Source organism: Mesorhizobium sp. IMUNJ 23232 (assembly GCF_044326205.1).
Classification (GTDB): Bacteria; Pseudomonadota; Alphaproteobacteria; order Rhizobiales; family Rhizobiaceae; genus Kumtagia.
In genome coordinates, this window is record NZ_JBIRCY010000007.1 from 178,734 (window position 1) to 205,157 (window position 26,424).

Here is a 26,424-nt window from a genome sequence, read left to right on the forward strand (position 1 = left end):
AAAGACGCGCGGCGAATCTCACCGCGCGTCTTTGCGTTTCAGCTCTTTGCGGGCCGGACCTCGACAGGTGCAGCCTACTCCTTCACCGCACCGGTCATCGACGACACGTAGTGCTCGACGAAGAACGAATACAAAATCACCACCGGCAGCGAGCCGATCAGCGCGCCGGCCATCAGCGCACCCCACTCATAGACGTCGGAGCGCACCAGTTCGGTCAGGACGCCGACCGGCACGGTCTTGTTCTCCGACGACTGGATGAAGGTCAGCGCATAGATGAACTCGTTCCACGACAGGGTGAAGGCGAAGATGCCGGCCGAGATCAGCCCCGGCACCGACAGCGGCAGCACGATTTTTGTCAAAATCTGCCAGCGGCTGGCACCGTCGATCAGCGCGCATTCCTCCAGCTCGAACGGGATCGAGCGGAAGTAACCCATCAGCAGCCAGGTGCAGAACGGCACGAGGAAGGTCGGATAGGTGAGAATCAGCGCGAACGGCGTGTCGTAAAGGCCGAGGTTGAACACCATCAGCGAAAGCGGGATGAACAGGATCGACGGCGGCACGAGGTAGGCGAGGAAGATCGCCAGCCCGACCTGCCGCGACCCTGAAAAGCGCAGCCGCTCGATCGCATAAGCGGCGAACACAGCGGCCAGCAGCGACAGGAAGGTGGCGGCGGTAGAGATGACGACCGTGTTCAGCAGCCAACCGGGATAGGAGGTCTCAAACAGCAGGTAGCGGATATGCTCGAGCGTCGGATGCACGACCCAGAACGGGCTGAAATCGTTGAAATTGGTCATCTCCTCGTTCGGCTTCACGGCGGTGATCGCCATCCAGTAGAACGGGAACAGAAGCACAATGACGAAGATCAGCAGCGGCAGGTAGATCGTAACCACGCGGCGCGGCAGGCTTTGCAGGTAGCCCATGCCGCCTTCGTCGCCGGCGACGGTGTTGCGGGTTTCAGAGACAGCCATGTCAGTCGCCTCCGCCCTGCTGCCATTTTCGCCGCTGCAAGCCGAAATAGCTGAACAGGATCGCCGCCAGCAGGAACGGGATCATGGCTACCGCGATCGCCGCGCCCTCGCCTAGTTGGCCGCCGGAAATGCCGCGCTGGAAGGAGAGCGTGGCCATCAGGTGCGTGGCATTCACCGGCCCGCCGCGCGTCAGCACGTAGATCAACTGGAAGTCGGTGAAGGTGAACAGCACCGAAAACGTCATGGTGATAGCGATGATCGGGGTCAGTAGCGGCAGCGTCACATAGCGGAAAAGTTGCCAGCGCCCGGCGCCGTCGAGCGTGGCCGCCTCATAGAGCGACTGCGGGATGGTCTGCAGGCCGGCGAGCAGCGTGATCGCCACGAAGGGGATGCCGCGCCAGACGTTTGCCGCGATGACCGAGGCGCGTGCATTGGTCGGATCGCCCAAAAAATTGATGCGGTGGTCGATGATGCCGAGTTCCATCAGCGCCCAGGAGATGATCGAGAACTGCGAGTCGTAGATCCACCAGAAGGCGATGGCCGACAGCACGGTCGGCACCACCCAGGGCAGCAATACGATGGCGCGGAAGAAGGATTTTAGCGGCAGGTTCTCGTTGAGCAGCAGGGCCAGCCACAGGCCGAGAACGAATTTCAGGATCGAGGCCGATATCGTGTAGAGCAGCGTGTTGAACACCGAGAGCCAGAAAATGGCGTCGTCCCAGAGATATTCGTAATTCTCCAGCCCGATGAAGATGCCGGCCCGGCCGACGCGCGTGTCGGTGAAACCGAGCCAGACACCAAGGCCCAGCGGATAGGTCAAAAACACCAGCAGCAGCACTGCTGCCGGCAGCATGAACCATGCGCTGAGAAAACCCTTGCTCTCGCTAAGGTTGGAGCGGATCGCGGATTGCGGTGGCGCGGTGGTGGTGACGGAGGCCATTCAGCTTTTCCTGAAAATCCCCCTCTCCGTCCGCTTCGCGGACTCCTCTCCCCCACTTCGTGAGGGGAGAGGATGGGCGTCCAGCTTGGTACCCATCCTCTCCCCCGGAACGGGGGAGAGGTGTCACGCGAAGCGTGACGGAGAGGGGGTAGTCTCGTTGCTACACCCGGTAATACCGGTTCGCCCGCTTCTCGGCCTTCTCCATTGCCTCCTGCGGAGTCGCCGCCCCCGTGACGGCCTCGGCGTACATGTCGACCAGCACGTAGTCGGCCATGGTCGCCGCCGAGGCATAACCCAGCGGGCCGGCATAACCGTTGGGCCGCAGCGTCTCGGACGCCCTGGAATAGGCCGCGGCGTTCGGATCTGCCGACCAGACCGGATTGTTGGCAAAACCCTTCAACGTCTGGCAGCAGTAGCCGAGCGACTTCTCGATCCAGTTGGCCATCTGCTCCTGCTCGAACATGAACTGCAGATAGGCCTTCGCCGCATTGGGATAGGGCGTGTAGTTGAAGATGACGCCGACCGTCGTCTGGTGCAGTTCGACGGACTGGCCGACCGGGCCGATCGGCAAGTTCGTCGTGCGGATGTCCTTGGCGATCTCGGCCAGTTTCGGATCGTTGTCCTTGTTGATCTGCGCGGTCCGGTAGGCCGAGATGCCGTTGGCGATGACGCCGAGCTCGCCGGCGAGGAAAGCGCGGTTGTTGTTGACGTCGAGCCAGCTCTCGGTACCCGGGATGAAGGTCTTGTAGAGCTCCATCGCATATTCGATGGACTTCATCGTCTCCGGGCTGTTGATGACGACCTTGCCGCTCTCGTCGACCATTTTGCCGCCATGGCTCCACAGCAGCCAGTGGGCATAATTGTTGCCGTCGCCGACGCCGTGGCCATGGGTGAAGCCGGCGGGATGGCCGATCTTCTGCAGCGCCTTGCAGAGTTCCAGGAAGCCCGCCGTGTCCTTCGGGAATTCGGAGAAGCCGGCTTCCTTGACCCAGCTATCGCGATAGACGATCGCATTGCCGATGCAGGCGACCGGCAGGCCGATGAACTTGCCGTCGCGTGTGGCGTAGCCCTTCGGGCCGTCATACCAGCCGCCATATTTGTTGCCGAGATATTCGCCGAGGTCGGAGACGTCGAGCAGCTTGTCCGGATATTGATGCGCGTCGTCGAACCAGACCAGCATCAGGTCCGGGCCGGAACCGACATTGGCGGCCACCGCGGCCTTCGGGCGGATGTCTTCCCAGCTCTCCTTGTCGACGCGGACTTCGACGCCTGTGGCCTCGGTGAATTTTTTTGTGTTGGCGAGCCAGGAATCCTCATCGCCCTGCACAAAAGGCGACCAGCGTAGCATGCGCAGCTTGGCACCCTCTTCGGGCGTATATTTCGGGGCGTCCTGGGCGAAGGCCGGCCGGCCGAGCAACTGGCCGCCGACAATGCCGGCGGCGGCGCCCGCCGTGGTGCGGATAACGTCACGTCTGGTGAATTTCATCGTCATTTCCTCCTTTGTGCGTTCCTTGCAGGTCTTCTCGTTTTCCCGCGGTCGATCCGGCTCATCCCGTCAGTCGCTGCCCCGTCTCGCCGTTGAAAAGGTGGATGAGGTCGGCTGCCAGCCGCACGGTCTGGCCGGGCTCGAAATCGTGGCGGTCGCGGAAATTGGCGACGACGTCCTCGCCGCCCGGCGTGCGCCCGATGATCTGCACTTCGGCGCCTGTCGGCTCGACGACGCTGATGTTCACCGGAAAACCGCTGTCGGAAAGCTTCAGGTGCTCCGGCCTTATGCCGAGCACGACTTGCGTGCCGTTAGCCGCACTTCGCGCGCCATTGAGCGGCACCGATATGCCGCCGGCGCCCTGGAAGGCGGGAGCGCCCTCGCCGCCGATCGCGCCCTTCAGCAGGTTCATCGCGGGAGAACCGATGAAACTCGCCACGAAAAGATTGTTCGGCCGGTCGTAGAGCTCCAGCGGCTTGCCGATCTGCTCGACGATGCCGTCATGCATCACCACGATCTTGTCGGCCATGGTCATCGCCTCGATCTGGTCGTGGGTCACGTAGATCGTCGTCGTCTTCAGGCGCTGGTGGAGTTCCTTGATCTCGGCACGCATCTGCACGCGCAGCTTTGCGTCGAGGTTGGACAGCGGCTCGTCGAACAGGAAAACCTGCGGGTCGCGGACGATGGCGCGGCCCATGGCAACGCGCTGGCGCTGGCCACCGGAAAGCTGGCGCGGATAGCGGTCGAGCAGCGGTGTCAGGCTGAGGATTTCGGCCGCGCGGTTGACGCGGGCATCGCTGTCGGCCTTGGCCGTGTTCTTCAGCATCAGCGAGAACGCCATGTTCTCACGCACCGTCATATGCGGATAGAGCGCGTAATTCTGGAACACCATGGCGATGTCGCGCTCTTTCGGCGCGACGGTGTTGACGACTCGGTCGGCAATCGCGATCTGCCCGCGCGAAATGCCTTCGAGACCGGCAATCATCCTGAGCAAGGTCGACTTGCCGCAGCCGGACGGCCCGACAAGCGTGACGAACTCGCCGTCCTCGATGTCGATGCTCACGCCATGCAGGATTTCGACTGAGCCGAAGGATTTGTAGACATCGCGGATCGCGACGGACGCCATCGGCACCTCCCGATTGGTGTTTTCCGGACGCCCAGGCGAGCGCGCTCATGGTGCGCGCCTCCGGTCTCCTCCCGTCAACCCGCAGGCCAAGTGGTAGCGCTACCAAACCAGCCTGTAAAGTGCGATACATTTGCTGACATCACAGCCTTTCGTCGCATGCGGAAGCAGGCGGCGCATCCGATGCGGCCGGATAAACCACGAGACGAGAGACCGCGTCATGCTCACGCGGAGTACGCGTCAGGCCCATGCTGTATTTTCGGTTACCCGGTCGTCCATCGCGTTGAAATCTCCCGATCTTCCGGGCGTGATACACATTTGGGGGCGCCTTGACAAAAATGTATAAGCGTCGGTGCATATGCCTCTCTTTCATAAATTGAATCAGACATTTAACCGAAACGTGCCGGTTTTTGTCCACCCGTCCAGCACTTTCGTTCGGATAGACAGCGCGCGCTCTCTCGACTAGGTCTTTTTCAACACCAGCGGAGGTTTATATGGCGCTCATCATCGAAGGCGAGGAAACCATCGCCGCCCCGATCGGCAAGGTCTGGGAGGCGCTCAACGACCCGGCGATCCTGAAGGAATGCATCCCCGGGTGCCAGAGCCTGGAGAAAAAATCCGACACCGAAATGGCGGCAACCGTGGTGCTGAAAGTCGGGCCGATCAAGGCCACCTTCGCCGGCGAGGTAACCCTGAAAAACCTCAACCCGCCGCATTCCTACACGATCGCAGGCGAGGGCAAGGGCGGCATCGCCGGCTTCGCCAAGGGCGGTGCCGACGTGACGCTCACCGAAGCAGGGCCGAACGAGACGGTGCTGAAATACGAGGCCAAAGCCGATGTCGGCGGCAAGATCGCCCAGCTCGGCAGCCGGCTCATCAGCTCGACGTCGAAGAAGCTTGCCGGCGAGTTTTTTTCGACGTTCGGGGACAAGGTGGGCGGCTAACCCTTCCCCTTAAGGGGGTCCGAAGGACGGCCGCGAAGCGGCCGGGTGGGGTCGCCGATGAAGTGCTCCATCCTGAAGCGACCCCACCCCGTCTCGTGATCTTCGCTTCGCTTCGACCGCTCGCCGACCCTCCCCGCAAGGGGAGGGTAAGCGGCGCACCTCATTCGAACACGATCGCTGGTGTCGCCGAGGCAGCGCCTGCCTGTTCTTCCTTTAATCGTTCCAAAACCTTGGCGGCGATGCCGCGATAGATTGTGGCCTGTGGCCCTTCCGGCTCCGACACGACGACCGGCGAGCCGGCATCCGAGCTTTCACGGATAACCATTTCAAGCGGCACCTCGCCGAGGAACGTCACGCCCAGCCGTTCCGCTTCCCTTCTCGCTCCGCCATGGCCAAAAATGTCGTAGCGCTTGCCGGTGTCGGGGGCGAGGAAGTAGCTCATGTTCTCGACGATGCCGAGCAGCGGCACGTCGACTTTCTTGAACATGTTCAATCCCTTGCGGGCGTCGATCAGGGCCAGGTCCTGCGGCGTTGAGACAATTACTGCGCCGGCCAGCGGCACCTGTTGCGCCATCGTCAATTGCGCGTCGCCGGTGCCGGGCGGCATGTCGACGACCAGTACGTCGAGCTTGCCCCACTCGACCTCGCGCAGCATCTGCGTCAGCGCCGACATCACCATCGGCCCGCGCCAGATCATCGGCGTCTCCTCGTCGACGAGGAAACCCATCGACATCACCTTCAGCCCGTAATTCTCCATGGGAATCAGGATCTTGCCGTCGATGGTCTGCGGCCTGCCGTGGATGTTGAGCAGGCGCGGCACCGACGGCCCGTAGATATCCGCATCCAGCAGCCCAACCTTGAGGCCGAGGGCGGACAAGCCAAGCGCCAGGTTGACGGCGGTGGTCGATTTGCCGACACCGCCCTTTCCCGACGCGACCGCGATGATCGCCTCGATACCGGGCACGCCGCGCTTTCCCGAACTGTGCGAGGCTGGAGCCTGCGGTGCGGGCCTCGCGGCCGGGGCCGGACGCTGCGCCGGCACGGCCGGAGCGGGCGCAGGACGCTTCACCGGCGCCTCCATGCCGCCGCCCTTCTTCTCGGCGGTCAGCGCCACCACCGCGCCGGCGACACCCGGAATACCTTTCACCGCCCGCTCGGCCGCGGCGCGCAGCGGCTCCAGTTCCTGGGCGCGGGCGGCCGGAACCGTGATCGAAAAGAACACCTTGCTATCCGCGATGAAGATTTCCGAGACCAGCCCGAGCGAGACGATGTCGCCCTCGAAATCCGGACCCTTGATGGTCTTCAGCTTGTCGATGACGATTTCGCGGGTGACGGACATGGCATTCTTCTCGGCTTTCGGTTGCGCCCCAGATAATGCGTTTCGCCGCGAACACCAAGGTGTCCGTGCGACACGCCCGCCGATGGCGGCGACCCGGACGGCGCCGGATTTACAAAAATTCATGCGCCGGAGTCGGAACGGCGCTTGCCAATCCGTCTTCATGACAAGTCGGCGCCGGGCGACGGTGAGCGGCAAGCTCGCGAAAAAGGAGAAATCATGCACAAGATCACCACATGCCTGTGGTTCGAGACCCAGGCCAGGGAAGCAGCGCAGTTCTACGCGTCGGTGTTCCGCAACGCTGAGGTCGGCGAGGTCGTCAAGGCTCCGGGCGGCGGCGAGCCGTACACCAGCGAAGGCCAGGTACTGACCGCCGAGGTCACCATCGAAGGCCATACTTTCGTCTGCCTCAACGGCGGACCGCACCCGGGAGCCGTGCCGAACGACGCGGTCTCCTTCCAGATCCTGTGCAAGGACCAAAAGGAGGTCGACGAATACTGGACGAAGCTCACGGCCGATGGCGGCAAGGAGGTCCAGTGCGGCTGGCTCAAGGACAAATACGGCTTCTCCTGGCAGATCGTGCCAGAGGTCCTGCCGCGACTGTTCAAGGATCCGGACCGGGAAAAGGCAAAGCGCGTGACCGCCGCGATGATGCAGATGGTGAAGCTCGATGTAGCCAAACTGGAAGAGGCGGCGAGGGGGTGATCGGTCTCACACGTTCCGACTCGATCGGTGAAGCCTGGCGCTCCGCACCACTTGGTGCTTGGGATATTTCGGGAGATTGACTTGCTCCCCGGGGCAAGATCAGATTCGCCCCGAGATTTGGCGGATGTCTTCTGGGCGGCTCCGCGGTTGACGATCGGAAGGGGGAAGAAATGGCCGAGTTGACGCGCCGAGCCGCGCTGGCTGGGTTGCTTGGCGTTGCAGGGCAGGCGGCAGTCGCGAAACGGGCCGCCGCCGCTTCGCCAGTGACGATAATCGAGCCTTTTGGTCCCAATTCATCCACCGACGACGCGGCCGCGCTGCTGCGCCCGGCGCTGACCCGGCTGCTTGAGGCCCCTATTTCGGTCAGACAGGTTTCCGGCGATGCCGGCGGGCGCGCCCTGGATGAGGTCTCCAAAAGCCCCCCGGACGGGAGCACCCTGTTGGTGGCACAACTGTTGAGCCCGTTCATCGACCCGCAGGCCGAGGCGCCGGAACGTCCCAGCTTTCGCAAGATGACGCCGATCGCCCAACTGACGACCGGCATCTCCGCCGCGCTGGTGGTGTCTCACGCGTCCCCAATTGCCGACTGGAAATCCTTCGAACAGCGCGTCAAAGCCGGCAGGCTGCGCATGGCACACAATCCGAGCCTGCTGTTCGCGCTGCCGCTCGCCATGATCGAGGCCCAGTTCGGTCAGCGTTTCAACGATGTGCTGGCAAGCACGCGCGTCGAAGTCATCGCAGCACTTGACGGAGGCAAGGCCGATGTGGGTTTCCTGCCGACCATCAGCCTGCTCACGGCGGACGACCGCCCGCCGCTCCGGCCGATCGCCACCTTCGGCGGCGCGCGCAATCCATGGTTCGCGGGCGTTCCGACCTATCGCGAAGTTGGACAAGGTCTGCGGACGGCGATCACCGGACCGATCGTCATGTTCGGTCCGGGCGGGATGGCATCCGGCAAACAACCGGCGCTTGCAGAATCCGTCCGCACGGCAGGAAACGATCCCGAAGTCCGCAAGGCCGCCGCCGCTCTGCGCTACCCGTTGCAGGTCGGAGGGCCGGATTTGCTGCTGGAATCGATGGGACGCTGCACGCGCGTTCTGCGCGACATGCGGCCATATCTGCGCACGCCGGTCTGGAAGACTTGACTCTGGCCGGAACTATTCAAGGCTGACGGCGACCCGAGCCACCATCTGCATCCGGGCGGCTTCAAGATAGCGGCATTGCTGGCGGATATCCGCGGCTCGGGCTAGAAAGCCTGTGCATGATCGACAAGCTCGAATTCTTCCTGGCGCTCGCCAAGGCGCAGCATTTCGGCCGGGCGGCCGAGGATCTCGGCATCACCCAGCCGACGCTGTCGGCGGCGATCAAGCAGCTTGAGGACCAGCTCGGCGTCATGCTGGTCATACGCGGTTCGCGCTTCCAGGGCCTGACGCCGGAGGGCGAGCAGGTGCTGGTGTGGGCGCGGCGCATCGCCGGCGACGCCCGCACCATGAAGGAGGAGATGCGCGCCGCCCGCCACGGCCTGTCGGGGCGCATCCGCATCGCCGCGGTGCCGACCACGCTCGCCATGGTGCCGCGGCTCACCACGCCCTTCCGCGAAAAGCACCCGGGCGTCACCTTCTCCATCCTGTCGCGCACATCGATTGAGGTGCTGACGCTGCTCGGCAATTTCGACATCGACGCCGGCATCACCTATCTCGACAACGAGCCGCTGGGCAACGTCATCAGCGTGCCGCTCTATTCCGAGCGCTACCAGTTGATCACCGCCGCCGGTACCCCCCATTCGGACCGGCAGAAGGTGACATGGGCGGAGGTTGCAAAACTGCCGCTCTGCCTGCTGACGCCCGACATGCAGAACCGCCGCATCATCGACCATCACCTGGCCGAGGCCGGAGCTGTGGTGCGGCCGACGCTGGAATCCAACTCGATGATCGTGCTGTTCTCCCATATCCGCACGGGAAAATGGTCGTCGATCATGCCGCTCAACCTCGCGGAAACATTCGGTTTCGCCGAGCCGATCCGGGCCATTCCGATCGTCGAGCCGGACGCCAGCCATCTGGTGGGCCTCGTCGCGACCCGCCGCGAGCCGCACACGCCGCTGGTCTCGGCGCTGTTGAGCGAGGCGATGACGCTGGCGGGCAATTTTGGCACGACGCGCTGAACTAACCTCCGTCATGAGACGAGCTTGATAGAAGATTTCTATCAAGCCACGAGACCGCTTTATTGATTTCCGCGGTTTTGTCTGGTTTTGTAGATGCTTAGCGTCGTCTCGACGCGAAAAGCCGATCAGGGAGGGCGCTGCATCATGATGCAGCCTGCAAGTACCCAGGCCCCGCCGGACGTCGTCGCAAGGACGACTTCCGTCATTGCGGAAGCGAGTGGACTGGAAGGTCCGCTGCTGCCGATCCTGCACGGCATCCAGGAGGAGTTCGGCTTCGTGCCGACCGAATCGCTGCCGGTGATCGCCGAGGCGCTCAACATCTCCAAGGCGGAAGTCCACGGCGTCGTCACCTTCTACCACGACTATCGCCGCGCGCCGGCGGGGCGCCATGTGCTGAAACTTTGCCGCGCCGAGGCCTGCCAGTCGATGGGCGGCGACGCCATCGCGGCAAAGATCCAGCAATTGCTCGGCATCGGCTTCCACGAAACCACGGCGAACGGTTCGGTTACGCTGGAGCCGGTCTATTGTCTCGGGCTCTGCGCCTGTTCGCCCTCGGCCATGCTCGACGGCGAAGTCATCGGTCGGCTCGACGCCGAAAAAATCGACGAGATCGTCGCGGAGGTGCGCTCGTGACCCCCGTCATCTACATACCCGGCGATTCCGGCGCGCTGGCGCTCGGCGCCGACAAGGTGGCGAAGGCCATCGAAGCCGAGTTGAAAGCGCGCGGCAAGGAAGCGCGCATCGTTCGCAACGGCTCGCGCGGTGCCTATTTCCTCGAGCCGATGGTGGAAGTGCAGACGGAAAAGGGCCGCATCGCCTACGGCCCGGTAAAACCATCCGACGTCAAGTCGATGTTTGACGCCGGCCTGCTGACCGGCGGCTATCACAAGCGCTGGCTGGGCGCGCCGGACAAGATCCCGTTCTTCGCCAAACAGACCCGCCTCACCTTTGCACGCTGTGGCGTCATCGATCCGCTGTCGCTCGACGCCTACCGCATGAATGGCGGCCTCGCCGGCCTCAAGAAGGCGGTGGCGATGACGCCCGCCGAGATCGTCAAGACCGTCACCGACTCCGGCCTGCGCGGCCGCGGCGGCGCCGGTTTCCCGACCGGCATCAAGTGGAAGACGGTGCTGGATACGGCGGGCGAGCGCAAATACATCGTCTGCAACGCCGACGAGGGCGACAGCGCCACCTTCGCCGACAGGATGATCATGGAGGGCGATCCCTTCGTGCTGATCGAGGGCATGGCGATCGCCGGCGTCGCTACCGGCGCCACCAAAGGCTTCGTCTATATCCGCTCGGAATATCCGCATGCCGTCGACAAGATGCGCCGCGCCATCGAGATCGCCCGCAAGGGTGGCGTGCTCGGCGCGACCGTGCTCGGTTCGCCGAACGCCTTCGACATGGAGGTGCGGGTCGGCGCCGGCGCCTATGTCTGCGGCGAGGAGACCTCGCTGCTGAACTCGCTGGAAGGCAAGCGCGGAGTGGTGCGGGCGAAGCCGCCGCTGCCCGCCATCCAGGGTCTTTTCGGCAAGCCGACGGTCATCAACAACGTCATCAGCCTGGCCTCCGTGCCGATCATCCTCGACAAGGGAGCGGCCTTCTACAAGGATTTCGGCATGGGCCGCTCGCGCGGCACGATCCCGATCCAGATTGCCGGCAACGTCAAACATGGCGGCCTGTTCGAGATCGCCTTCGGCCTGACGCTCGGCGAGATCGTTGACGACATCGGCGGCGGCACGGCTACCGGCCGGCCGGTGAAAGCCGTGCAGGTCGGCGGCCCGCTCGGCGCATACTTCCCACGCGCCCTGTTCGACACGCCGTTCGATTACGAAGCCTTCGCGGCCAAGGACGGGCTGATCGGCCATGCCGGCATCGCGGTGTTCGACGACAGCGCCGACATGCTGAAGATGGCGCGGTTTGCGATGGAATTCTGCGCCATCGAATCCTGCGGAAAATGCACGCCCTGCCGCATCGGCTCGACCCGCGGGGTGGAGACGATCGACAAGCTTGCCGCCGGCATTGAACCGGCGAAGCAGATCGAACTCGTCACCGACCTCTGCAACACCATGAAGTTTGGATCGCTTTGCGCTCTTGGGGGTTTTACCCCTTATCCGGTGATGAGCGCGATCAATCATTTTCCGGATGATTTTCGCCCATCGCCCATAGCCGAAGCCGCGGAATAGGAGCGGACGATCATGAACGCCTTGCCCGAGTTCAAAACGCTCATCGAGGAAATCGACTACGGCACACCGGCCTCCAAGGCGGAGAAGCAGGTGACGCTGACCGTCGACGGCCGCCCGATCACCGTGCCCGAGGGCACGTCGATCATGCGCGCCTCGATGGAGGCCGGCGTCGAAATCCCGAAACTCTGCGCCACCGACATGATGGACGCCTTCGGCTCCTGCCGCGTCTGCCTGGTCGAGATCGAGGGCCGCGGCGGCACGCCGGCGTCCTGCACGACGCCGGTCGGCGAAGGCATGGTGGTCCACACGCAGTCGGACAGGCTGAGCGCGATCCGGCGCGGGGTGATGGAACTCTACATCTCCGACCACCCGAGCGCCTGGGGCGGACCGGCCGGAACCGGCGCAAGCGAGTTCGACCAGGTCGCAAAATCCGTCGGCCTGAGCGAGAACCGCTACGGCATCGATGGCCGCAACCACGTCGCGCCCGGCAATGGTTCGCTGACCATCGACTACATGGTGCGCGACGAATCGAACCCCTATTTCACCTATGACCCGGCTCAGTGCATCGTCTGCTCGCGTTGCGTGCGCGCCTGCGAGGAGGTGCAGGGCACCTTCGCGCTGACCATCGAGGGCCGCGGTTTCGAGAGCCGCATGGCGGCGGGCATGCATCAGCCCTTCCTGGAGAGCGAATGCGTGTCCTGCGGCGCCTGCGTGCAGGCCTGTCCGACAGACGCGCTGCGGGAGAAATCCGTGCTCGCCAAGGGCATGCCGGAGCATTCGGTGGTCACCACCTGCGCCTATTGCGGCGTCGGGTGCTCGTTCAAGGCCGAGATGCGCGGCGAAGAGCTCGTCCGCATGGTGCCCTGGAAGGACGGCAAGGCCAATCGCGGCCATTCCTGCGTCAAGGGCCGCTTCGCCTACGGCTATACGACCCACAAGGACCGCATCCTCAACCCGATGATCCGCGAGAAGATCTCGGATCCGTGGCGCGAAGTGAGCTGGGAAGAGGCGCTCGCCTATACGGCGAAGGAATTTCGCCGCCTCCAGTATCAATACGGGCGTGGCGCGGTCGGCGGCATCACCTCGTCGCGCTGCACGAATGAGGAGACCTATCTTGTGCAGAAACTGGTCCGCCAGGGTTTTGCCAACAACAATGTCGACACCTGCGCCCGCGTCTGCCACTCGCCGACCGGCTACGGCCTCGGCCAGACCTACGGCACATCGGCCGGCACCCAGGACTTCGATTCCGTCGAGGATACCGACGTCATCATGGTGATCGGCGCCAACCCGTCCGCCGCGCACCCCGTCTTCGCCTCGCGCATGAAGAAGCGCATCCGCCAGGGCGCAAAACTGATCGTGCTCGACCCGCGCGTTACCGAGACCGTGGATTCAGTGCACGCCAAGGCCGACTATCACCTGCCGCTGAAGCCGGGCACCAATGTCGCCGTCGTCACGGCGCTGGCCCATGTGATCGTCACCGAGGGTCTGTTCGACGAAAAATTCATCCGCGAGCGCTGCGACTGGTCGGAATTCGAGGACTACGCTTCCTTCGTCGCCGAGGAGCGCCACGGCCCCGAAGAAGTCGAAAAACTGTCCGGCGTGCCGGCCGAGCTCATCCGCGACGCGGCGCGGCTCTATGCCAAGGGCGGCAATGGCGCGATCTATTACGGCCTGGGCGTCACCGAGCACAGCCAGGGCTCGACCACCGTCATCGCCATCGCCAACCTCGCCATGCTCACCGGCAATATCGGCCGGCGCGGCGTCGGCGTGAACCCGCTGCGCGGCCAGAACAACGTGCAGGGCTCCTGCGACATGGGTTCCTTCCCGCACGAGCTGCCGGGCTACCGGCACATCTCCGGCGATGCGGTGCGCGACATCTATGAGAGCCTGTGGGGCGTCAAGCTCGACAACGAGCCCGGCCTGCGCATCCCCAATATGCTGGACGCCGCCGTCGAGGGTACGTTCAAGGGCCTGTACATACAGGGCGAGGACATCCTGCAGTCCGACCCGGACACCAAGCACGTTTCGGCCGGCCTAGCCGCGATGGAATGCGTCGTCGTGCACGACCTCTTCCTCAACGAGACGGCCAACTACGCGCATGTCTTCCTGCCGGGCTCCACCTTCCTCGAGAAAGACGGGACCTTCACCAATGCCGAGCGCCGTATCAACCGCGTGCGCAAGGTCATGGCTCCCAAGAACGGCTTTGCCGACTGGGAGGTGACGCAGAAGATGGCGCAGGCCATGGGCCTGAACTGGAACTACGCGCATCCGTCGCAGATCATGGACGAGATCGCGCAGACGACGCCATCCTTCGCTTATGTCAGCTACGACCTGCTGGACGAAAAGGGCTCGGTGCAGTGGCCCTGCAACGAGAAGGCGCCGGAAGGCACGCCGATCATGCACATCGGCGGTTTCGTGCGCGGCAAGGGCAAGTTCATCCGCACCGAATATGTGGCGACCGACGAAAAGACCGGGCCGCGCTTCCCGCTGCTTTTGACCACCGGCCGTATCCTCAGCCAGTACAATGTCGGCGCGCAGACGCGGCGCACCGACAATGTCATGTGGCACTCGGAGGACCGGCTGGAGATCCATCCGCACGACGCCGAGAATCGTGGCCTGCGCGACGGCGACTGGGTCCGGCTCAGCAGCCGCGCCGGCGAGACGACGCTGCGCGCGCTGATCACCGAACGCGTATCGCCCGGCGTGGTCTATACGACGTTCCACCACCCCGACACGCAGGCCAACGTCATCACCACCGATTTCTCCGACTGGGCGACCAACTGCCCGGAATACAAGGTGACCGCGGTGCAGGTGTCGCCATCGAATGGCCCCAGCCAATGGCAGGAGGAGTATGACGAACTTTCACGCCGCTCGCGCCGGATCGAAGGGCATCTGGAGGCGGCGGAGTGAGGAGCGATCCGCGAAGCGGACGAAAAGCCAACGATTTGGCTTTTCGAGCGAGGAACGCCCGGAGCCATAGCGGAGGGCTGGTGCCGACGTCTTTCCCTTCCTCTTGGTCGCAGGCGGCCCGAACAACGCCGGGATAGAGAGGCGCACCGCGTGACAAAGGTGGAGGCCTATACCCAGCTCAAGCGACTGGTTGAACAGCACGGCGCGGAATTCAATCAGTTTCTGGCCGACGTCGAGGGCCATCTTTCCGATGCGGACTTCAAGCAGCTTCGGCTGATCGTCGGCGGCGTCATGGGACAGGGCCACTACGAAGCGCTGGTCGCCATTTCGAACGAAATGCCGGAGCTTACCCCGCAATGGCTGGAGCGAATCCGATAGTCAGGCCCCCTGCCCTTTTCCGGATCAACCGGCTTACGCACCGGACCGTCGGTGACAGGTGGGCCGACCGTATGGTGCCGGAGGAAACCCCGGTGGCGCTCAGCTATGCCGGCACGACGCATGCCGTGATGATGGCCTCGCCCGCCGATTTCGACGATTTTGCGCTGGGCTTCTCGCTGACCGAAGGCATCATCGCCTCGCCCGAAGAAATAGAGTCGATCGAGGTCGAAGATCTGGGCGCCGGCATCGACATCCAGATCCGGCTGAAGGATTCCGCCAACACCCGCTTCCAGGCGCGGCGGCGGCGGCTGGCCGGTCCGGTCGGCTGCGGGCTGTGCGGCATCGAGTCGATCGATGAGGCGATGCGGTCGGTGGATCATGTCGATAAGTCGCCGCTTACGCTTGCCCCCGACGACATCGTCGGTTCGGTGCGGTTGCTGTCGAAACTCCAGCCGCTGCATGCCGAGACTGGAGCGGTGCATGCCGCCGGTTTCTACGTTCCCGGCAGAGGCATCGTCGCCGCGCGCGAGGATGTCGGCCGCCACAACGCGTTGGACAAGCTCGCCGGCGCCCTGGTGAAGGCCGGGATCGACGGGGCAAGCGGCGCGGTTGTCGTGACGTCCCGCGTCTCCGTCGAAATGGTGCAGAAGACAGCGGCCATCGGCGCTTCCTTCATCATAGCCGTTTCCGCCCCCACCGCGCTCGCCATCCGTACGGCGGAAGAGGCCGGCATGACATTGGTCGCGCTGGTGCGCGGCGACGATTTTGATATCTTCACACACCCCGGACGGGTTTCAGCCGGAGCCGCAAGACATGTCGCATGATGAAACGCACGCCGCCACGGGCATCGAGAAAATCGTCCGCATGGCCAACCAGATTGGCACCTTCTTCGAATCGAAGGAAGATCGGGTTGAAGGTGTGCACGGCGTCGCCGAGCACATCAACAAGTTCTGGGAGCCGCGCATGCGCCGACACTTCTTCGAGGTGGTGGATTCAGGCGGCGAAGGGCTGAAGCCGATCGTGATCGAGGCGGCTGCCCAGATCAGGCGGCCGACCCAACACGTGACCGCCGAGCAGGCGGCCGAAGCGGCCGCGACCGAGAGCGGCTGACATCCCCCCTTGAGGGCGGAGCAGTTCGACACTGCACTCCAGTTTGCTTCGTCAACGACCTCACCTCCCGCCCGGGGAGAGCAGGGGCCGGCGCCGTTTGCCGGTCAAGGCGCCGATCGAAACAGACCGTTCACAGACGATGCCCTTGGTTCCGACCCCGACAGCCCATAGATAGCGCGCATGAAAAAAATTGGTTTTCTCTCCTTCGGGCATTGGACGCCCTCGTCCCAGTCGCAAACGCGCTCGGCCTCCGATGCGCTGCTGCAATCCATCGATCTCGCGATGGCCGTGGAAGAGTTGGGTGCGGACGGGGCGTATTTCCGCGTGCACCATTTTGCCCGCCAACTCGGCTCGCCCTTTCCTCTGCTTGCGGCTGTGGGCGCCAAGACAAAACGCATCGAGATCGGCACGGCGGTCATCGACATGCGCTACGAGAACCCGCTCTACATGGCCGAGGACGCCGGTGCCGCCGACCTGATCGCCGGCGGGCGCTTGCAGCTCGGCATCAGCCGCGGCTCGCCGGAGCAGGTGATCGATGGCTGGCGTTATTTCGGCTACGTGCCGGAGGACGGCAAGAGCGACGCCGACATGGCGCGGCGGCATTCGGAAGTGTTTCTGGACATCCTGCGCGGAAACGGCTTCGCCCAGCCCAATCCACGCCCGATGTTTCCCAATCCGCCCGGCCTGTTGCGCCTCGAGCCGCATTCGGAAGGCCTGCGCGAGCGCATCTGGTGGGGTGCCGCAACCAATGCGACGGCCGAATGGGCGGCAAAACTCGGCATGAACCTGCAAAGCTCCACCCTGAAATTCGACGAGAGCGGAAAACCCTTCCACATCCAGCAGGCCGAACAGATCCGCGCCTTTCGCGCGGCGTGGAAAGAAGCCGGCCACAGCCGAGAGCCGCGCGTATCGGTCAGCCGCAGCATCTTCGCCCTGGTTGACGACCGCGACCGGGCGTATTTTGGCCGTGGCGACAGCGAGGATCATTTCGGCTATATCGAGCCGGAGAAGCTCGCCGTTTTCGGCCGCAGCTACGCCGCCGAACCGGACGTGCTGGTCGAGCAGTTGAAGACCGACGAGGCCATCGCCGAGGCAGACACGCTGTTGCTGACGGTGCCCAACCAGCTCGGCGTCGACTACAACGCCCATGTCGTCGAGGCGATCCTGAAACACGTCGCGCCAGCGCTGGGCTGGCGCTGACGCCTGTCCGGAACGGGTCGGCAAGGCCAATCTGGTCCGGCCAGATTGGCCTAAAACTGCTAGCCTCGCATCGACTTCAGCGCCTCGGCCCAGCGATGCAGTTCGTCGAGCATCGTCTTGGCGCCGGAGGCAATCAGGTCGTTCGGACGGAAAATACCGTCCTCGCCGACATATTGGCCAACCATTTGAACCGCCACGCCTTCCGGGATCGGCATGATGCGCTGGCTGGTCAGCAACTGCTTCTCCGACTGCGCCGCCCGCAGCCCGCCTGACACGCCGCCATAGCTCAGAAGCCCTGCCGGCTTGTAGGCCCACTCTTTCGACAGATAGGTGATGGCGTTGATCAGCGCCGGCGGCGCGAAATAATTGTATTCCGGGGTCACGAAGACGAAGGCGTCAGCCGAGGCCACGCTCTCGGCCCAGCGCTTCGTATGGGCATGTTCGTATTCCTGAAGGCGCGGATGTTTCGGCTCGTCAAAGACCGGCAGTTCGAAATCGGCGAGATCGACGAGAACAGCACCGAACTTGCCGTTTTCCCGCGCGAATTCGTGAAACCACGCCGCCACTTTCGGGCCGATGCGGCCCGGCCGTGTGCTGCCGATGATGATATTGAGCCTGAGCGCCAAGGTAAAACTCCGCCTGCGAGAAAATTTTCGTCCGCAGATAGGATGTTAGCGTCAGGCCGGGCAAGACGGCACCTGGAGGTTAGTCGGTTACGCCTTGGTCACTGGTTCAGGGCGGCACCTACCTCTTCCCTGCCCGCTTCCAACCGTCGCGGATATGGACAAAACCCTCCTTGTAGACGGCTTCCGGACTTTCGGCGAAGTCGCGCCAGACTTTTGTCGCAGCCGCCAGATCCTTGAGTCCACGGCCAAAAGCCTCAATAGTCAGCCAACCGTCGTAACCGCTGTCGCGGATGACTGAAAACGTCTTTTTCCACGGGATGTTGCCGCGTCCGGGCACGCCGCGGTCGTTTTCCGAAATATGAACGTGGACGATGTGGCGCAGGCTTTTCGTGAAAGCGCCGATCGGGTCCTGCTCCTCGATGTTGCAGTGGAACGTGTCGTACATCGCCTTGATGTTGGGATGGTCGACCTCGTCGAGATGGGCGCAGAGATCGTCCATCGTGTTGAAAAGATAACATTCGAAGCGGTTCAGCGCCTCCAGCCCGATGATGACGTTTTTCATCGCCGCATGGTCGCCGATGGCGCGCTGCGAGGAAACGGAGCGCTTCTTCTCCGCCGCCGTCGGCCCGACACCGGAGAAATGCCCAAGCGTCGAATGCATCGGCCCCGACATCTTGTCGGCGCCCAACGCATTGGCGCAGTCGATCGCCCATTTCATGTATTTGATGCCGGCCTTGCGCGCCGCCGCGTCGCCGATCAGGTTCAGCGCCGGGTCGCCCATGGCGGTCACCGAGGTGCGCTCCAGGCCGATCCTGTCCAGCAGGTCGCCGAGCCGCTTGTAGTCGTCCGGCGTGCCCTCGAAGATCGGAATCTCGACCCCGTCGTAGCCCGTGGCCTTGATGTCGCGCAGCAATTTCTCATGTTTTCCCGTGACATGACTGGTCCACAGGAACATGCAGAAGCCGATTTTCATGAAGCCCTCCCCATCGTTTTGTGGAGGAGCCTAGCTGGAAAAATCTGGTAGGACCAGATACTTCGCCTGCAAAAGACGAGCATCGGCCGGATATTTTCCGGGCCGGCAGTGGTCACGGCCGGCGTCGAAACGCCGGCCGTGGGAAAGTCGTCAGTAGACCAGGAAACTGGCGTTGGTCAGCGCCAGGTTGGCTGCCAGCGATGCGAACTGAACTGCATCGGCCGCGCCGGTTCCGTCGCTGTCGTAATAAAGAAAGCCGTTATCGGTGTCGTAGATGATGCGGTCGCTGGCATCCGCGGCCAGGCCCGTCGTGTTGGCGCGGAAGGCCGCGGCGGCAAGCGTGCCCGTCGTCGTCAGCGCGGTGAAGATCGCGTTCTCCAGCCGGATCTGGTCCTCCCCCACCACAAACCCGTTGATCGTGTCGACATTGGCGAGCGAATCCAGCGCGGTGTTGAAGTGGAGGCGGTCGATGCCGGTGCCGCCGTTCAGCGTGTCGTTGCCGAGGCCACCGTAGAGAGTATCGACGCCGTCGTCGCCCTGAAGATTGTCGTTGCCACTGCCACCTTGCAGGACATCGGTATCGGCGCCGCCGTAGAGATAGTCGTTGCCGTTTCCGCCAAGCAAATCGTCGTCGCCGGACTCACCCGAGAGATTGTCGTTGCCCGTGCCGCCGTCGAGCGTGTCGTCACCTTCCTCACCGTAAAGCGAGTCGCCCCCGTCCTGGCCGTAGAGCTTGTCGTTGCTGAAGTCGACGACGGACGTGCCGTCACCGCCGTAAAGGATATCGTTGCCCTCTCCTCCGAGGAGCGTATCGACCTCCACACCGCCGTACATGTAGTCGGCGCCTTCGCCACCGTTCAGCTTGTCGTTTCCGACTTCGCCGCGAAGGCTGTCATTGCCGCCGTAGCCGGCGAGGGTGTCATTGCCGGCATTGCCGAAGATGCTGTCGATGCCCTCGCCGCCATAGATCGTGTCGGCGCCGGCGCCGGCGCGGTAGGTCATCTGCTCGATGTTGATCGCGGTGCTGCCGTCATTGCCGGCCGCGTCATTGAGCTTTAACACCTGCCCGGCAGAGGTGGCGCTGCGGTCGAGATCGAGCTGATCGTAGCCGGTGCCCCCGTCGATGGTTTTCTTGTTGATGGTTCCGTAGATGCGGTCGTCGCCGTCGCCGCCGTTCATCACATCGGTGCCGATATCGCCGTAGAGGTAGTCGTTGCCGGTGCCGCCGGCCATGGTGTCGTTGCCGCTCTCGCCGTAGAGCGTATCGTCGCCGCCACCGCCGTCGAGCGTATCGTTGCCTTCCTCGCCCTGGATGTAATCGTTACCCTCGCCGCCATAAAGGGAGTCGTTGCTGGTCTCGACGGTCGAATTGCCGAAACCGCCATAGATGACGTCGTTGCCGTCCTGGCCGAACAGCTTGTCGGCCTGGGCGCCACCATAGAGATAGTCGTTGCTGCCGCCGCCATAGCCTGTGTCGGTGCCGTCGCCGCCCTGGATATTGTCGGCGCCGTCATACCCCTTGAGGATGTCGTTGCCGCCGTTCCCGTAGAGCAGGTCGTCGCCGGCTGCGCCGGAAATATCGTCCGCGCCGCTGCCGGCGCGATAGATCAGGCGTTCGATGTCGACGGCGGTGCTGCCGTCGCTGCCTGCCGCGCCGCCAAGCGCGAAAACATGGCCGGCCGCGCTGGTCGTGCGGTCGAAATCGAGCGTGTCAAAACCGGTGCCGCCATTGATCGTTTTCTTGCCGAGACCGGCATAAAAGTTATCGTCACCCGTGCCGCCGGTGAGCGAGTCCGTACCGCTGCCGGCGTAGAGGTTGTCCGAGCCGGAACCGCCGTTCATCTTGTCGTTGCCGTCGTCGCCGCGAAGCGTATCGTCGCCGTCGCGGCCGAAGAGGATGTCATCGCCTCCCTCGCCGTAGAGGTAGTCGTTGCCGTCGCCGCCATCCAGCGTGTCGTCGCTGGGTTCGACGGTGCTGTTGCCGTAGCCGCCATAGACGATGTCGTCGCCGTCGCCGCCGTTCAGCGTGTCGGCCCCGCCCTTCCCATAGATATAGTCGCCCACGGGCGAGCCGTTGATGGTGTTAGGGCTGTCGTTTCCGTTGAAAGTGGGCATGCTTCAATCCTTTCCACAAAACAGTGTCTCCAACCGGCTGGGTTCAACCGATTGGTGCATGGCAGATATGACACCCGTTTGTCAGGATTAATCCAAGACAATGGACGGGCTTTTGTTTGCTAATGTGTTGTGCGTGAACTGTCCGTTAGATCAGACATAACTTGGAGATTTCGATAGAAAACTCCGTCAGTCTGCATTGTTGCTTTCACGCCAACGGCGATCCACGCGGCTGCGCGGTGCCATCGGGATTGGCAAGCACTTCGACGGCAGCACTTCTGCCGTTGTTTCCGGCACTGGCGAGCATTGCTTCATCTCCTCGATTCCATAAACGCCGGCCCCAAATTCCAGGATGGAGCATTCATGCCGAGGTGCGACATCCCCAACGGCGACATCGATGACACGCATGCAAAAAGCCAGGCTCGCTGTTGCGATGCCCGCTGACAGGATTTTTGTTGTTGTTGGTGATGGTTTTTCATCATCCAGCCAATACATAAGCACCACACGCGCGGTGATTGACCACACGTCCGGTGCTCAGGCCGGATGAACTGCCTCCGCGGAGGCCCACGTACTTCTGAGCAAGCTGATTATGCCGCAGATGCGGCCAGCCGGCAAGAAAAATCAATTTCGAATCAATTCCAAGTAGCCACACGAGCGCAGGAGTTGTGCCGTCGGACCCTGCACGGGCCGTTGTTTTTCTCACGAACGACCAACCGCTGGCGCGCCCATCGGAACATCCTGCCGGACCGAAGCGCAGTCAAACAACGCGCATCCGGTCCTGCCAGATGCGCGTTGCGAACTATCCAGGCACGCCGCCGGACAGACGGCACGCCGCCGTCTTCCTGGCGAAAAGACTCAATAGATGAGGAAGTTGGCGCTCGTCAGCGCCAGGCCGGAATCCAGCGTGGCGAAGTGGACCGACGCGCCGACGCCGCTGCCATCCGCGTCGTAGAACAGTTTTCCGGTGTCCGTCTCGTAGATGATGCGGTCGCTGGCGTCGGTGGCTGCCCCGAGCGCATTGGCGGCGAAGGCGGAGGCGGTCAGCGTGCCGGCCGGGCCGATGGCGGTGAAGATCGCGTCGTCGAGGCGGATCTGATCCTGCGCCGCCGTAAAGTCGGTGATCTCGTCGACATTGTCGACGGCGCTCAGCGCGGTGTTGAAGACGAAGCGGTCGATATCGGCGCCGCCGGTCAGCGTATCGTTGCCGAGCCCGCCATAGAGCGTGTCGAGGCCTTCGTCGCCCTTCAGCGTGTCGTTGCCGTTGCCGCCCTGAAGGATATCCTTGTCGGTGCCGCCATTGAGCGTATCGGCCCCGTTGCCGCCGGCCAGCGTATCGTCGCCGCTCTCGCCGGAGAGATTGTCGTTGCCGCTGCCGCCGTCGAGCGTGTCGTTGCCTTCCTCGCCATAGAGGTAGTCGTTGCCCTCGAGGCCGTAGAGCGTGTCGTTGCTCAGTTCGGCGGTGGAACTACCGAAGCCGCCATAAAGCACGTCGTTACCTTCGCCGCCGATCAGCGTATCGGCATCGCCGTCGCCGTAGAGATAGTCGTTGCCCTCGCCGCCGTTCAGCTTGTCGATGCCGGCGTCGCCGCGCAGCGTGTCGTTGCCGCCGTAACCGACCAGTTGGTCGTTGCCGGCACCGCCGTGGACGGTGTCGACGCCTTCGCCGCCCGAGATGCGGTCGTCGCCGGCGCCGGCCCTGTAGAGCATCTGCTCGATGTTGATCGCGGTCGAGCCGTCGGTGCCGGCGGCGCCGTTCAGCCTGAACAATTGGGCGTCGGACTGGCCGGAACGGTCGATTTCCAGATAATCGAAGCCGGTGCCGCCATCGATGGTCTTCTTGCCGTGGGTGGCGTAAATGCGGTCTTCGCCCTCGCCGGCATTGACCGTGTCCTCGCCGAGGTCGGCGTAGATGTAGTCGTTGCCGTTGCCGCCGTTCAGCGTGTCGTTGCCGATCTCGCCGTAAAGCGTGTCGCTACCGCTGCCGCCGTCGAGCGTGTCGTCGCCTTCCTCGCCATTGAGATAGTCGTCGCCCTCGCCGCCGAAGAGGCGGTCGTTGTTGTTATCGGCGGTCGCATTTCCCAAGCCGCCGTAAAGCGTGTCGTTGCCGTCGTCGCCATAGAGCGTGTCGGCCTCGGTGCCGCCGTAGAGCTGGTCGCGGCTGGCGCCGCCATAGAGCTTGTCGACGCCTTGGCCGCCCATGAGGTCGTCCTCGCCGCCATTGCCCTTCAGCGTGTCGTTGCCGTCATTGCCGTAGATGGTGTCGTCGCCGTCGGCGCCCGAAATCGTGTCGCCCGCCGAACCGGCGCGGTAGATCATCTCCTCGATGCCGGTGGTGCTGGAATTGTCGTTGCTCGCGCCGTTCAGGGCAAAGACATGCGCCGTGGTGCTGGCGGAACGGTCGAAGTCCAGCACGTCGAAACCGGTGCCGCCGTCGACGATCTTGCGGCCCAGCCCGAGATAGAACCGATCGTCGCCGCTGCCGCCGATCAGCTTGTCGGTGCCGTTGCCGCTGTAGAGATAGTCGGCGCCCGTGCCGCCGTTCAACTGGTCGTTGCCATCCTCGCCATAAAGCGCGTCGTCACCGTCGCCGCCAAGCAGCACGTCGTTACCTTCCTCGCCATAAAGGTAGTCGTCACCGTCGCCGCCATCCAGCGTGTCATTGCTGTTGTCGACAGTGCTGTTGCTGTATCCGCCGTAGATATAGTCGTTGCCGTCACCACCTTTAAGATTATCGGCGCCACCATATCCGTAGATGGAGTCGCCAATCCCAGAACCGGCAATCGTATTGTCGGAATTGTTACCCGTGTAAGTCGGCATTCCTGCTCCTCTTTACTTTCCGATTCGGCGATCCGAACCGGAGGTCGAGAGGAATAGGACGCGTTCCCGTCCGGCGCATGCCGCCGGTGAGAAGCTGATTGTATCCGCCGAGACCCGGCCGTTACACGGCGGTTACATCAGCCTCAGCGCGTCAGCATGGGAAATGATATCGGGCATGCAGGTACGCCGGAAAGTGGAAGAAGCGCCGGCATTGGCCCGCTCGGTCGGAGAGTTACCGGCCGACATTGATGACCGGGTTGGACTCTTTTTCGGAGGTCATGACGACCAGCAGGCTGTTGATCAGGTCTGCCTTCTTGTCGTCCGAGATCTCGACGCCTTCCTGCTTGTCGAAATGCACCATCACCTCGTCGATGATGGCGAGCGCGTTTTCGACCATGTAGCGGCGCGCCTGGAAGATGGCCACCGCCTGCTGGCGCTTGAGCATGGCGCCGGCGATCTCCGAGGCGTAGGCGAGGTGGCTGAGCCGCGTCTCCTCGACATGGATGCCGGCGACGGCGAGCTTGCCCTGCAGCATGGTCTGCAACTGCGCGGCGACCTCGTCGATGTTGCCGCGTAACGACGTCTCTGATTCCGAATCATACGGGTAGTGAGCAGCCAGCGTGCGAATGGCGATGTCGCTCTGGTTGGCGACGAAGGTCTTGTAGTCGTCGATGTTGAATGACGCTTGCGCGGCGTCGGTGACCCGCCAGACGACGACAGCGCCGATCTCGATCGGATTGCCGTTGCGGTCGTTCACCTTGAGATGATCGGTGACGAAGTTGATCAGCTTCAGCGGCACGCGCGTCTTGGAACTGAACGGAACGGTGTAGAGAAAACCGTTCTTGCGCAGCGTGCCGACATAGCGGCCGAAGAAGGTGACGACACGCGCCTCGTTGGGCTGGATGATCGTAAAACCGCTGGCGAACAGCACGCCGATCACCGCGATTGGGATGATCAGCGGCCACAGCAGCAGAGCCGCCGCCCCCATCAGTGCCAGCCACAGGAAGAGCAGCGGAAAGCCGCCGACGCTCCATGCTTCATGATCGCTGACCGCTTGCATGCTGCCCCTCCCGCTTGTCTCGATTACCGACCGCGACGGCCGGGAATCCTTCGGCAAAAGACTACGCGCAAAATTTTGGCGCCGCTACGACCGGGTCGCTGCCTGCCCTGGCTCCCTTGGTCATGCTTGTTACGCTGAAATCCACCAATCTTGCGCATAACTCTATGATTCTGCTGCCCTTTACAGGCATGGCCTCCTCCCCGCCGAGCCTCGCGTCCAGTCGGGAGGGTGCCCGGGGCAGGAAAACGCCTCTCGAAAAGTCAAACTTTTCAAGACGTTGTGCATAGGGCATCATATATCAAGGTTTATTTTCCTAGGATTATTTACATAGACCTTGATACATGCCATACTCCCGCCGGCCTGTGTTTGAAAGGAAGGCGGCGGTGGAGTTTGGAGACGCGAGTACGACAATCGAGCGATACCGGCAGGCGCTGAAGCATATCCTGCTGATGCTCGTCGGCATGGCCGAGATGGGGTTTTGCAAGGCGGGCGCTGGAGAGCCAGGCGCTGGGGGACAGTTAACTTTCTTTCCGCAGAAGGGCGCGACAGCTCAGAACGAAGTGCGGGCGGAAAAAAGTAAACTGTCCCCGGCACTTACGCTTCCTCGCCATCTCTACCGCGCCATCCTGCTGCTTTTGCGCCCGGCCGAATCCGCCGCCCGGCGGCTGATCATCGCGGCGGCGCAAGGCATCGTGGTGACGCTTCCGCCGTTTCGCCCGCGAAAGCTCAAGCCAAAAATTTCCGACACGGTGGCCGCCATGCGCCGCCTGGGCCTCGCCGTCACCCTGTCGAGAGAAGACTTTGCCCGCTATGAAGCCGAGCGGAAAGCCGCCGAACGGCGCGCCTCCAGGCCGCGCAGACTAAACCTTTCGCTGCTCGATGCTCTGAAATACCCGTTCCGCATCCGCCGCAAATATGTGCCGGCGCATGCCGTGCCGCGCATCCGGTCGATCGACGACGATGCGCCACGCATCCCCCTGCCGCCGCCGCCGTCGCAGAACGATCCGATCAATGCGGCGAAACTGACGCTCAGGCTGAACGCGCTGGGTGAGGCACTCGACGATCTTCCGGGCCAGGCGCAGCGTTTCGCCCGCTGGAAGGCGCGCAACGACGCCGCACTCACGCGAGACAGGGCGGCCCGCGACGCGGCGGCCGCAGGCGGCAAGCCGGTTCCGGTCCGGTTCCGGCGTTTTTCGCCGCTGAGGCGCGGTCGTCCGCCCGGCGGAAGATTGCCGCGCTTCGATCCGGATGCTCCGAAACGCAAGAACATCCGCGAAGTCGACGAGATTCTCGCGCACGCCAATGCGATGGCGCACTACGCGCTGGAGCCGCCGCGCAGGAATACGTCGTGACGCAGGTCTTGCCACGCCGGTGGACCTTGAAAAGCAA

23 protein-coding genes are annotated in these 26,424 nt (G+C 63.3%); 12 read left to right on the plus strand and 11 right to left on the minus strand.

The features are described from left to right. Positions 1–74 precede the first annotated feature (74 nt). The 4 genes from ACH196_RS07575 to ACH196_RS07590 all read right to left on the minus strand — a co-directional run bounded on the left by ACH196_RS07575 (position 75) and on the right by ACH196_RS07590 (position 4,520). On the minus strand, positions 75–968 hold the full coding sequence (locus tag ACH196_RS07575) for a carbohydrate ABC transporter permease (RefSeq protein ID WP_396646242.1): 894 nt from the start codon (positions 966–968) through the stop codon (positions 75–77). 1 nt (position 969) lies between these two features. Next, positions 970–1,821, minus strand: coding sequence for a carbohydrate ABC transporter permease (locus ACH196_RS07580; protein WP_396646287.1), 852 nt, complete (start codon positions 1,819–1,821; stop codon positions 970–972). 247 nt (positions 1,822–2,068) lie between these two features. Next, positions 2,069–3,394, minus strand: a complete 1,326-nt coding sequence (locus ACH196_RS07585; RefSeq protein WP_396646244.1) for an ABC transporter substrate-binding protein — start codon at positions 3,392–3,394, stop codon at positions 2,069–2,071. A gap of 61 nt (positions 3,395–3,455) precedes the next feature. Further along, positions 3,456–4,520, minus strand: a complete 1,065-nt coding sequence (locus ACH196_RS07590) for an ABC transporter ATP-binding protein (protein WP_396646246.1) — start codon at positions 4,518–4,520, stop codon at positions 3,456–3,458. 491 nt (positions 4,521–5,011) lie between these two features. On the opposite strand from ACH196_RS07590, the gene ACH196_RS07595 reads away from it, so the two are divergent. After that, positions 5,012–5,461 (plus strand): carbon monoxide dehydrogenase subunit G, encoded by a 450-nt coding sequence (locus ACH196_RS07595; protein WP_396646248.1) that lies wholly within the window; start codon positions 5,012–5,014, stop codon positions 5,459–5,461. A 160-nt stretch (positions 5,462–5,621) separates the two neighbouring features. On the opposite strand, the gene ACH196_RS07600 is transcribed toward ACH196_RS07595, so the two are convergent. Further along, positions 5,622–6,800 (minus strand): Mrp/NBP35 family ATP-binding protein, encoded by a 1,179-nt coding sequence (locus ACH196_RS07600; protein WP_396646249.1) that lies wholly within the window; start codon positions 6,798–6,800, stop codon positions 5,622–5,624. Between the two features lie 216 nt (positions 6,801–7,016). On the opposite strand from ACH196_RS07600, the gene ACH196_RS07605 reads away from it, so the two are divergent. The 10 genes from ACH196_RS07605 to ACH196_RS07650 all read left to right on the plus strand — a co-directional run bounded on the left by ACH196_RS07605 (position 7,017) and on the right by ACH196_RS07650 (position 17,447). Beyond that, entirely contained in the window at positions 7,017–7,502 is a 486-nt protein-coding gene (locus ACH196_RS07605; protein WP_396646250.1) for a VOC family protein, read from the plus strand. A gap of 170 nt (positions 7,503–7,672) precedes the next feature. Then, a complete protein-coding gene (locus tag ACH196_RS07610) occupies positions 7,673–8,647 on the plus strand; it encodes a tripartite tricarboxylate transporter substrate-binding protein (protein ID WP_396646251.1) in 975 nt (324 codons plus the stop codon). Between the two features lie 116 nt (positions 8,648–8,763). Next, the gene (locus tag ACH196_RS07615; protein ID WP_396646252.1) at positions 8,764–9,663 is read left to right on the plus strand and encodes a LysR family transcriptional regulator; all 900 of its coding nucleotides are present in this window, start codon (positions 8,764–8,766) and stop codon (positions 9,661–9,663) included. A gap of 147 nt (positions 9,664–9,810) precedes the next feature. Further along, positions 9,811–10,296, plus strand: coding sequence for a formate dehydrogenase subunit gamma (locus ACH196_RS07620; protein ID WP_396646288.1), 486 nt, complete (start codon positions 9,811–9,813; stop codon positions 10,294–10,296). Further along, a complete protein-coding gene (locus ACH196_RS07625) occupies positions 10,293–11,849 on the plus strand; it encodes a formate dehydrogenase beta subunit (RefSeq protein WP_396646253.1) in 1,557 nt (518 codons plus the stop codon). The genes ACH196_RS07620 and ACH196_RS07625 overlap by 4 nt, the downstream gene beginning before the upstream one ends. A gap of 12 nt (positions 11,850–11,861) precedes the next feature. Beyond that, entirely contained in the window at positions 11,862–14,759 is a 2,898-nt protein-coding gene (gene fdhF / locus ACH196_RS07630; protein ID WP_396646254.1) for a formate dehydrogenase subunit alpha, read from the plus strand. Positions 14,760–14,909: 150 nt separating this feature from the next. After that, positions 14,910–15,137 (plus strand): hypothetical protein, encoded by a 228-nt coding sequence (locus ACH196_RS07635; protein ID WP_396646255.1) that lies wholly within the window; start codon positions 14,910–14,912, stop codon positions 15,135–15,137. After that, a complete protein-coding gene (fdhD, locus tag ACH196_RS07640; RefSeq protein ID WP_396646257.1) occupies positions 15,116–15,961 on the plus strand; it encodes a formate dehydrogenase accessory sulfurtransferase FdhD in 846 nt (281 codons plus the stop codon). Before ACH196_RS07635 ends, fdhD begins: the two co-directional genes overlap by 22 nt. Further along, entirely contained in the window at positions 15,951–16,247 is a 297-nt protein-coding gene (locus tag ACH196_RS07645) for a formate dehydrogenase subunit delta (protein WP_396646259.1), read from the plus strand. Before fdhD ends, ACH196_RS07645 begins: the two co-directional genes overlap by 11 nt. Positions 16,248–16,427: 180 nt before the next feature. After that, positions 16,428–17,447 (plus strand): LLM class flavin-dependent oxidoreductase, encoded by a 1,020-nt coding sequence (locus ACH196_RS07650; protein WP_396646261.1) that lies wholly within the window; start codon positions 16,428–16,430, stop codon positions 17,445–17,447. Between the two features lie 59 nt (positions 17,448–17,506). On the opposite strand, the gene ACH196_RS07655 is transcribed toward ACH196_RS07650, so the two are convergent. From ACH196_RS07655 to ACH196_RS07680, 6 genes are all read right to left on the minus strand, one after another. Further along, entirely contained in the window at positions 17,507–18,073 is a 567-nt protein-coding gene (locus ACH196_RS07655; protein WP_396646263.1) for an NADPH-dependent FMN reductase, read from the minus strand. A 118-nt stretch (positions 18,074–18,191) separates the two neighbouring features. After that, on the minus strand, positions 18,192–19,046 hold the full coding sequence (locus ACH196_RS07660) for a sugar phosphate isomerase/epimerase family protein (RefSeq protein WP_396646265.1): 855 nt from the start codon (positions 19,044–19,046) through the stop codon (positions 18,192–18,194). Between the two features lie 150 nt (positions 19,047–19,196). Further along, positions 19,197–21,161 carry a calcium-binding protein gene (locus ACH196_RS07665; protein ID WP_396646266.1) on the minus strand — a complete coding sequence of 655 codons (1,965 nt, stop codon included), beginning with the start codon at positions 21,159–21,161 and terminating at the stop codon, positions 19,197–19,199. A gap of 186 nt (positions 21,162–21,347) precedes the next feature. Next, positions 21,348–21,683, minus strand: coding sequence for a hypothetical protein (locus ACH196_RS07670; RefSeq protein ID WP_396646267.1), 336 nt, complete (start codon positions 21,681–21,683; stop codon positions 21,348–21,350). Between the two features lie 330 nt (positions 21,684–22,013). After that, positions 22,014–23,975: a calcium-binding protein gene (locus ACH196_RS07675; protein ID WP_396646268.1), complete on the minus strand. Its 1,962-nt coding sequence runs from the start codon at positions 23,973–23,975 to the stop codon at positions 22,014–22,016. Between the two features lie 232 nt (positions 23,976–24,207). Beyond that, complete coding sequence (locus tag ACH196_RS07680) at positions 24,208–25,035, minus strand: SPFH domain-containing protein (protein ID WP_396646270.1); 828 nt, start codon at positions 25,033–25,035, stop codon at positions 24,208–24,210. A 383-nt stretch (positions 25,036–25,418) separates the two neighbouring features. Here ACH196_RS07680 and ACH196_RS07685 point away from each other — a divergent pair, with 383 nt between their 5' ends. Continuing rightward, on the plus strand, positions 25,419–26,387 hold the full coding sequence (locus tag ACH196_RS07685; RefSeq protein WP_396646272.1) for a hypothetical protein: 969 nt from the start codon (positions 25,419–25,421) through the stop codon (positions 26,385–26,387). The last annotated feature ends 37 nt before the right edge of the window (positions 26,388–26,424 follow it).

Coding starts and splice junctions, on each gene's coding strand:
- ACH196_RS07575 (WP_396646242.1), bottom strand. CDS start 968: ATGGCTGTCTCTGAAACCCGCAACACCGTCGCCGGCGACGAAGGCGGC.
- ACH196_RS07580 (WP_396646287.1), bottom strand. CDS start 1,821: ATGCTGCCGGCAGCAGTGCTGCTGCTGGTGTTTTTGACCTATCCGCTG.
- ACH196_RS07585 (WP_396646244.1), bottom strand. CDS start 3,394: ATGAAATTCACCAGACGTGACGTTATCCGCACCACGGCGGGCGCCGCC.
- ACH196_RS07590 (WP_396646246.1), bottom strand. CDS start 4,520: ATGGCGTCCGTCGCGATCCGCGATGTCTACAAATCCTTCGGCTCAGTC.
- ACH196_RS07595 (WP_396646248.1), top strand. CDS start 5,012: ATGGCGCTCATCATCGAAGGCGAGGAAACCATCGCCGCCCCGATCGGC.
- ACH196_RS07600 (WP_396646249.1), bottom strand. CDS start 6,800: ATGTCCGTCACCCGCGAAATCGTCATCGACAAGCTGAAGACCATCAAG.
- ACH196_RS07605 (WP_396646250.1), top strand. CDS start 7,017: ATGCACAAGATCACCACATGCCTGTGGTTCGAGACCCAGGCCAGGGAA.
- ACH196_RS07610 (WP_396646251.1), top strand. CDS start 7,673: ATGGCCGAGTTGACGCGCCGAGCCGCGCTGGCTGGGTTGCTTGGCGTT.
- ACH196_RS07615 (WP_396646252.1), top strand. CDS start 8,764: ATGATCGACAAGCTCGAATTCTTCCTGGCGCTCGCCAAGGCGCAGCAT.
- ACH196_RS07620 (WP_396646288.1), top strand. CDS start 9,811: ATGCAGCCTGCAAGTACCCAGGCCCCGCCGGACGTCGTCGCAAGGACG.
- fdhF (WP_396646254.1), top strand. CDS start 11,862: ATGAACGCCTTGCCCGAGTTCAAAACGCTCATCGAGGAAATCGACTAC.
- fdhD (WP_396646257.1), top strand. CDS start 15,116: ATGGCTGGAGCGAATCCGATAGTCAGGCCCCCTGCCCTTTTCCGGATC.
- ACH196_RS07645 (WP_396646259.1), top strand. CDS start 15,951: ATGTCGCATGATGAAACGCACGCCGCCACGGGCATCGAGAAAATCGTC.
- ACH196_RS07650 (WP_396646261.1), top strand. CDS start 16,428: ATGAAAAAAATTGGTTTTCTCTCCTTCGGGCATTGGACGCCCTCGTCC.
- ACH196_RS07660 (WP_396646265.1), bottom strand. CDS start 19,046: ATGAAAATCGGCTTCTGCATGTTCCTGTGGACCAGTCATGTCACGGGA.
- ACH196_RS07665 (WP_396646266.1), bottom strand. CDS start 21,161: ATGCCCACTTTCAACGGAAACGACAGCCCTAACACCATCAACGGCTCG.
- ACH196_RS07675 (WP_396646268.1), bottom strand. CDS start 23,975: ATGCCGACTTACACGGGTAACAATTCCGACAATACGATTGCCGGTTCT.
- ACH196_RS07680 (WP_396646270.1), bottom strand. CDS start 25,035: ATGCAAGCGGTCAGCGATCATGAAGCATGGAGCGTCGGCGGCTTTCCG.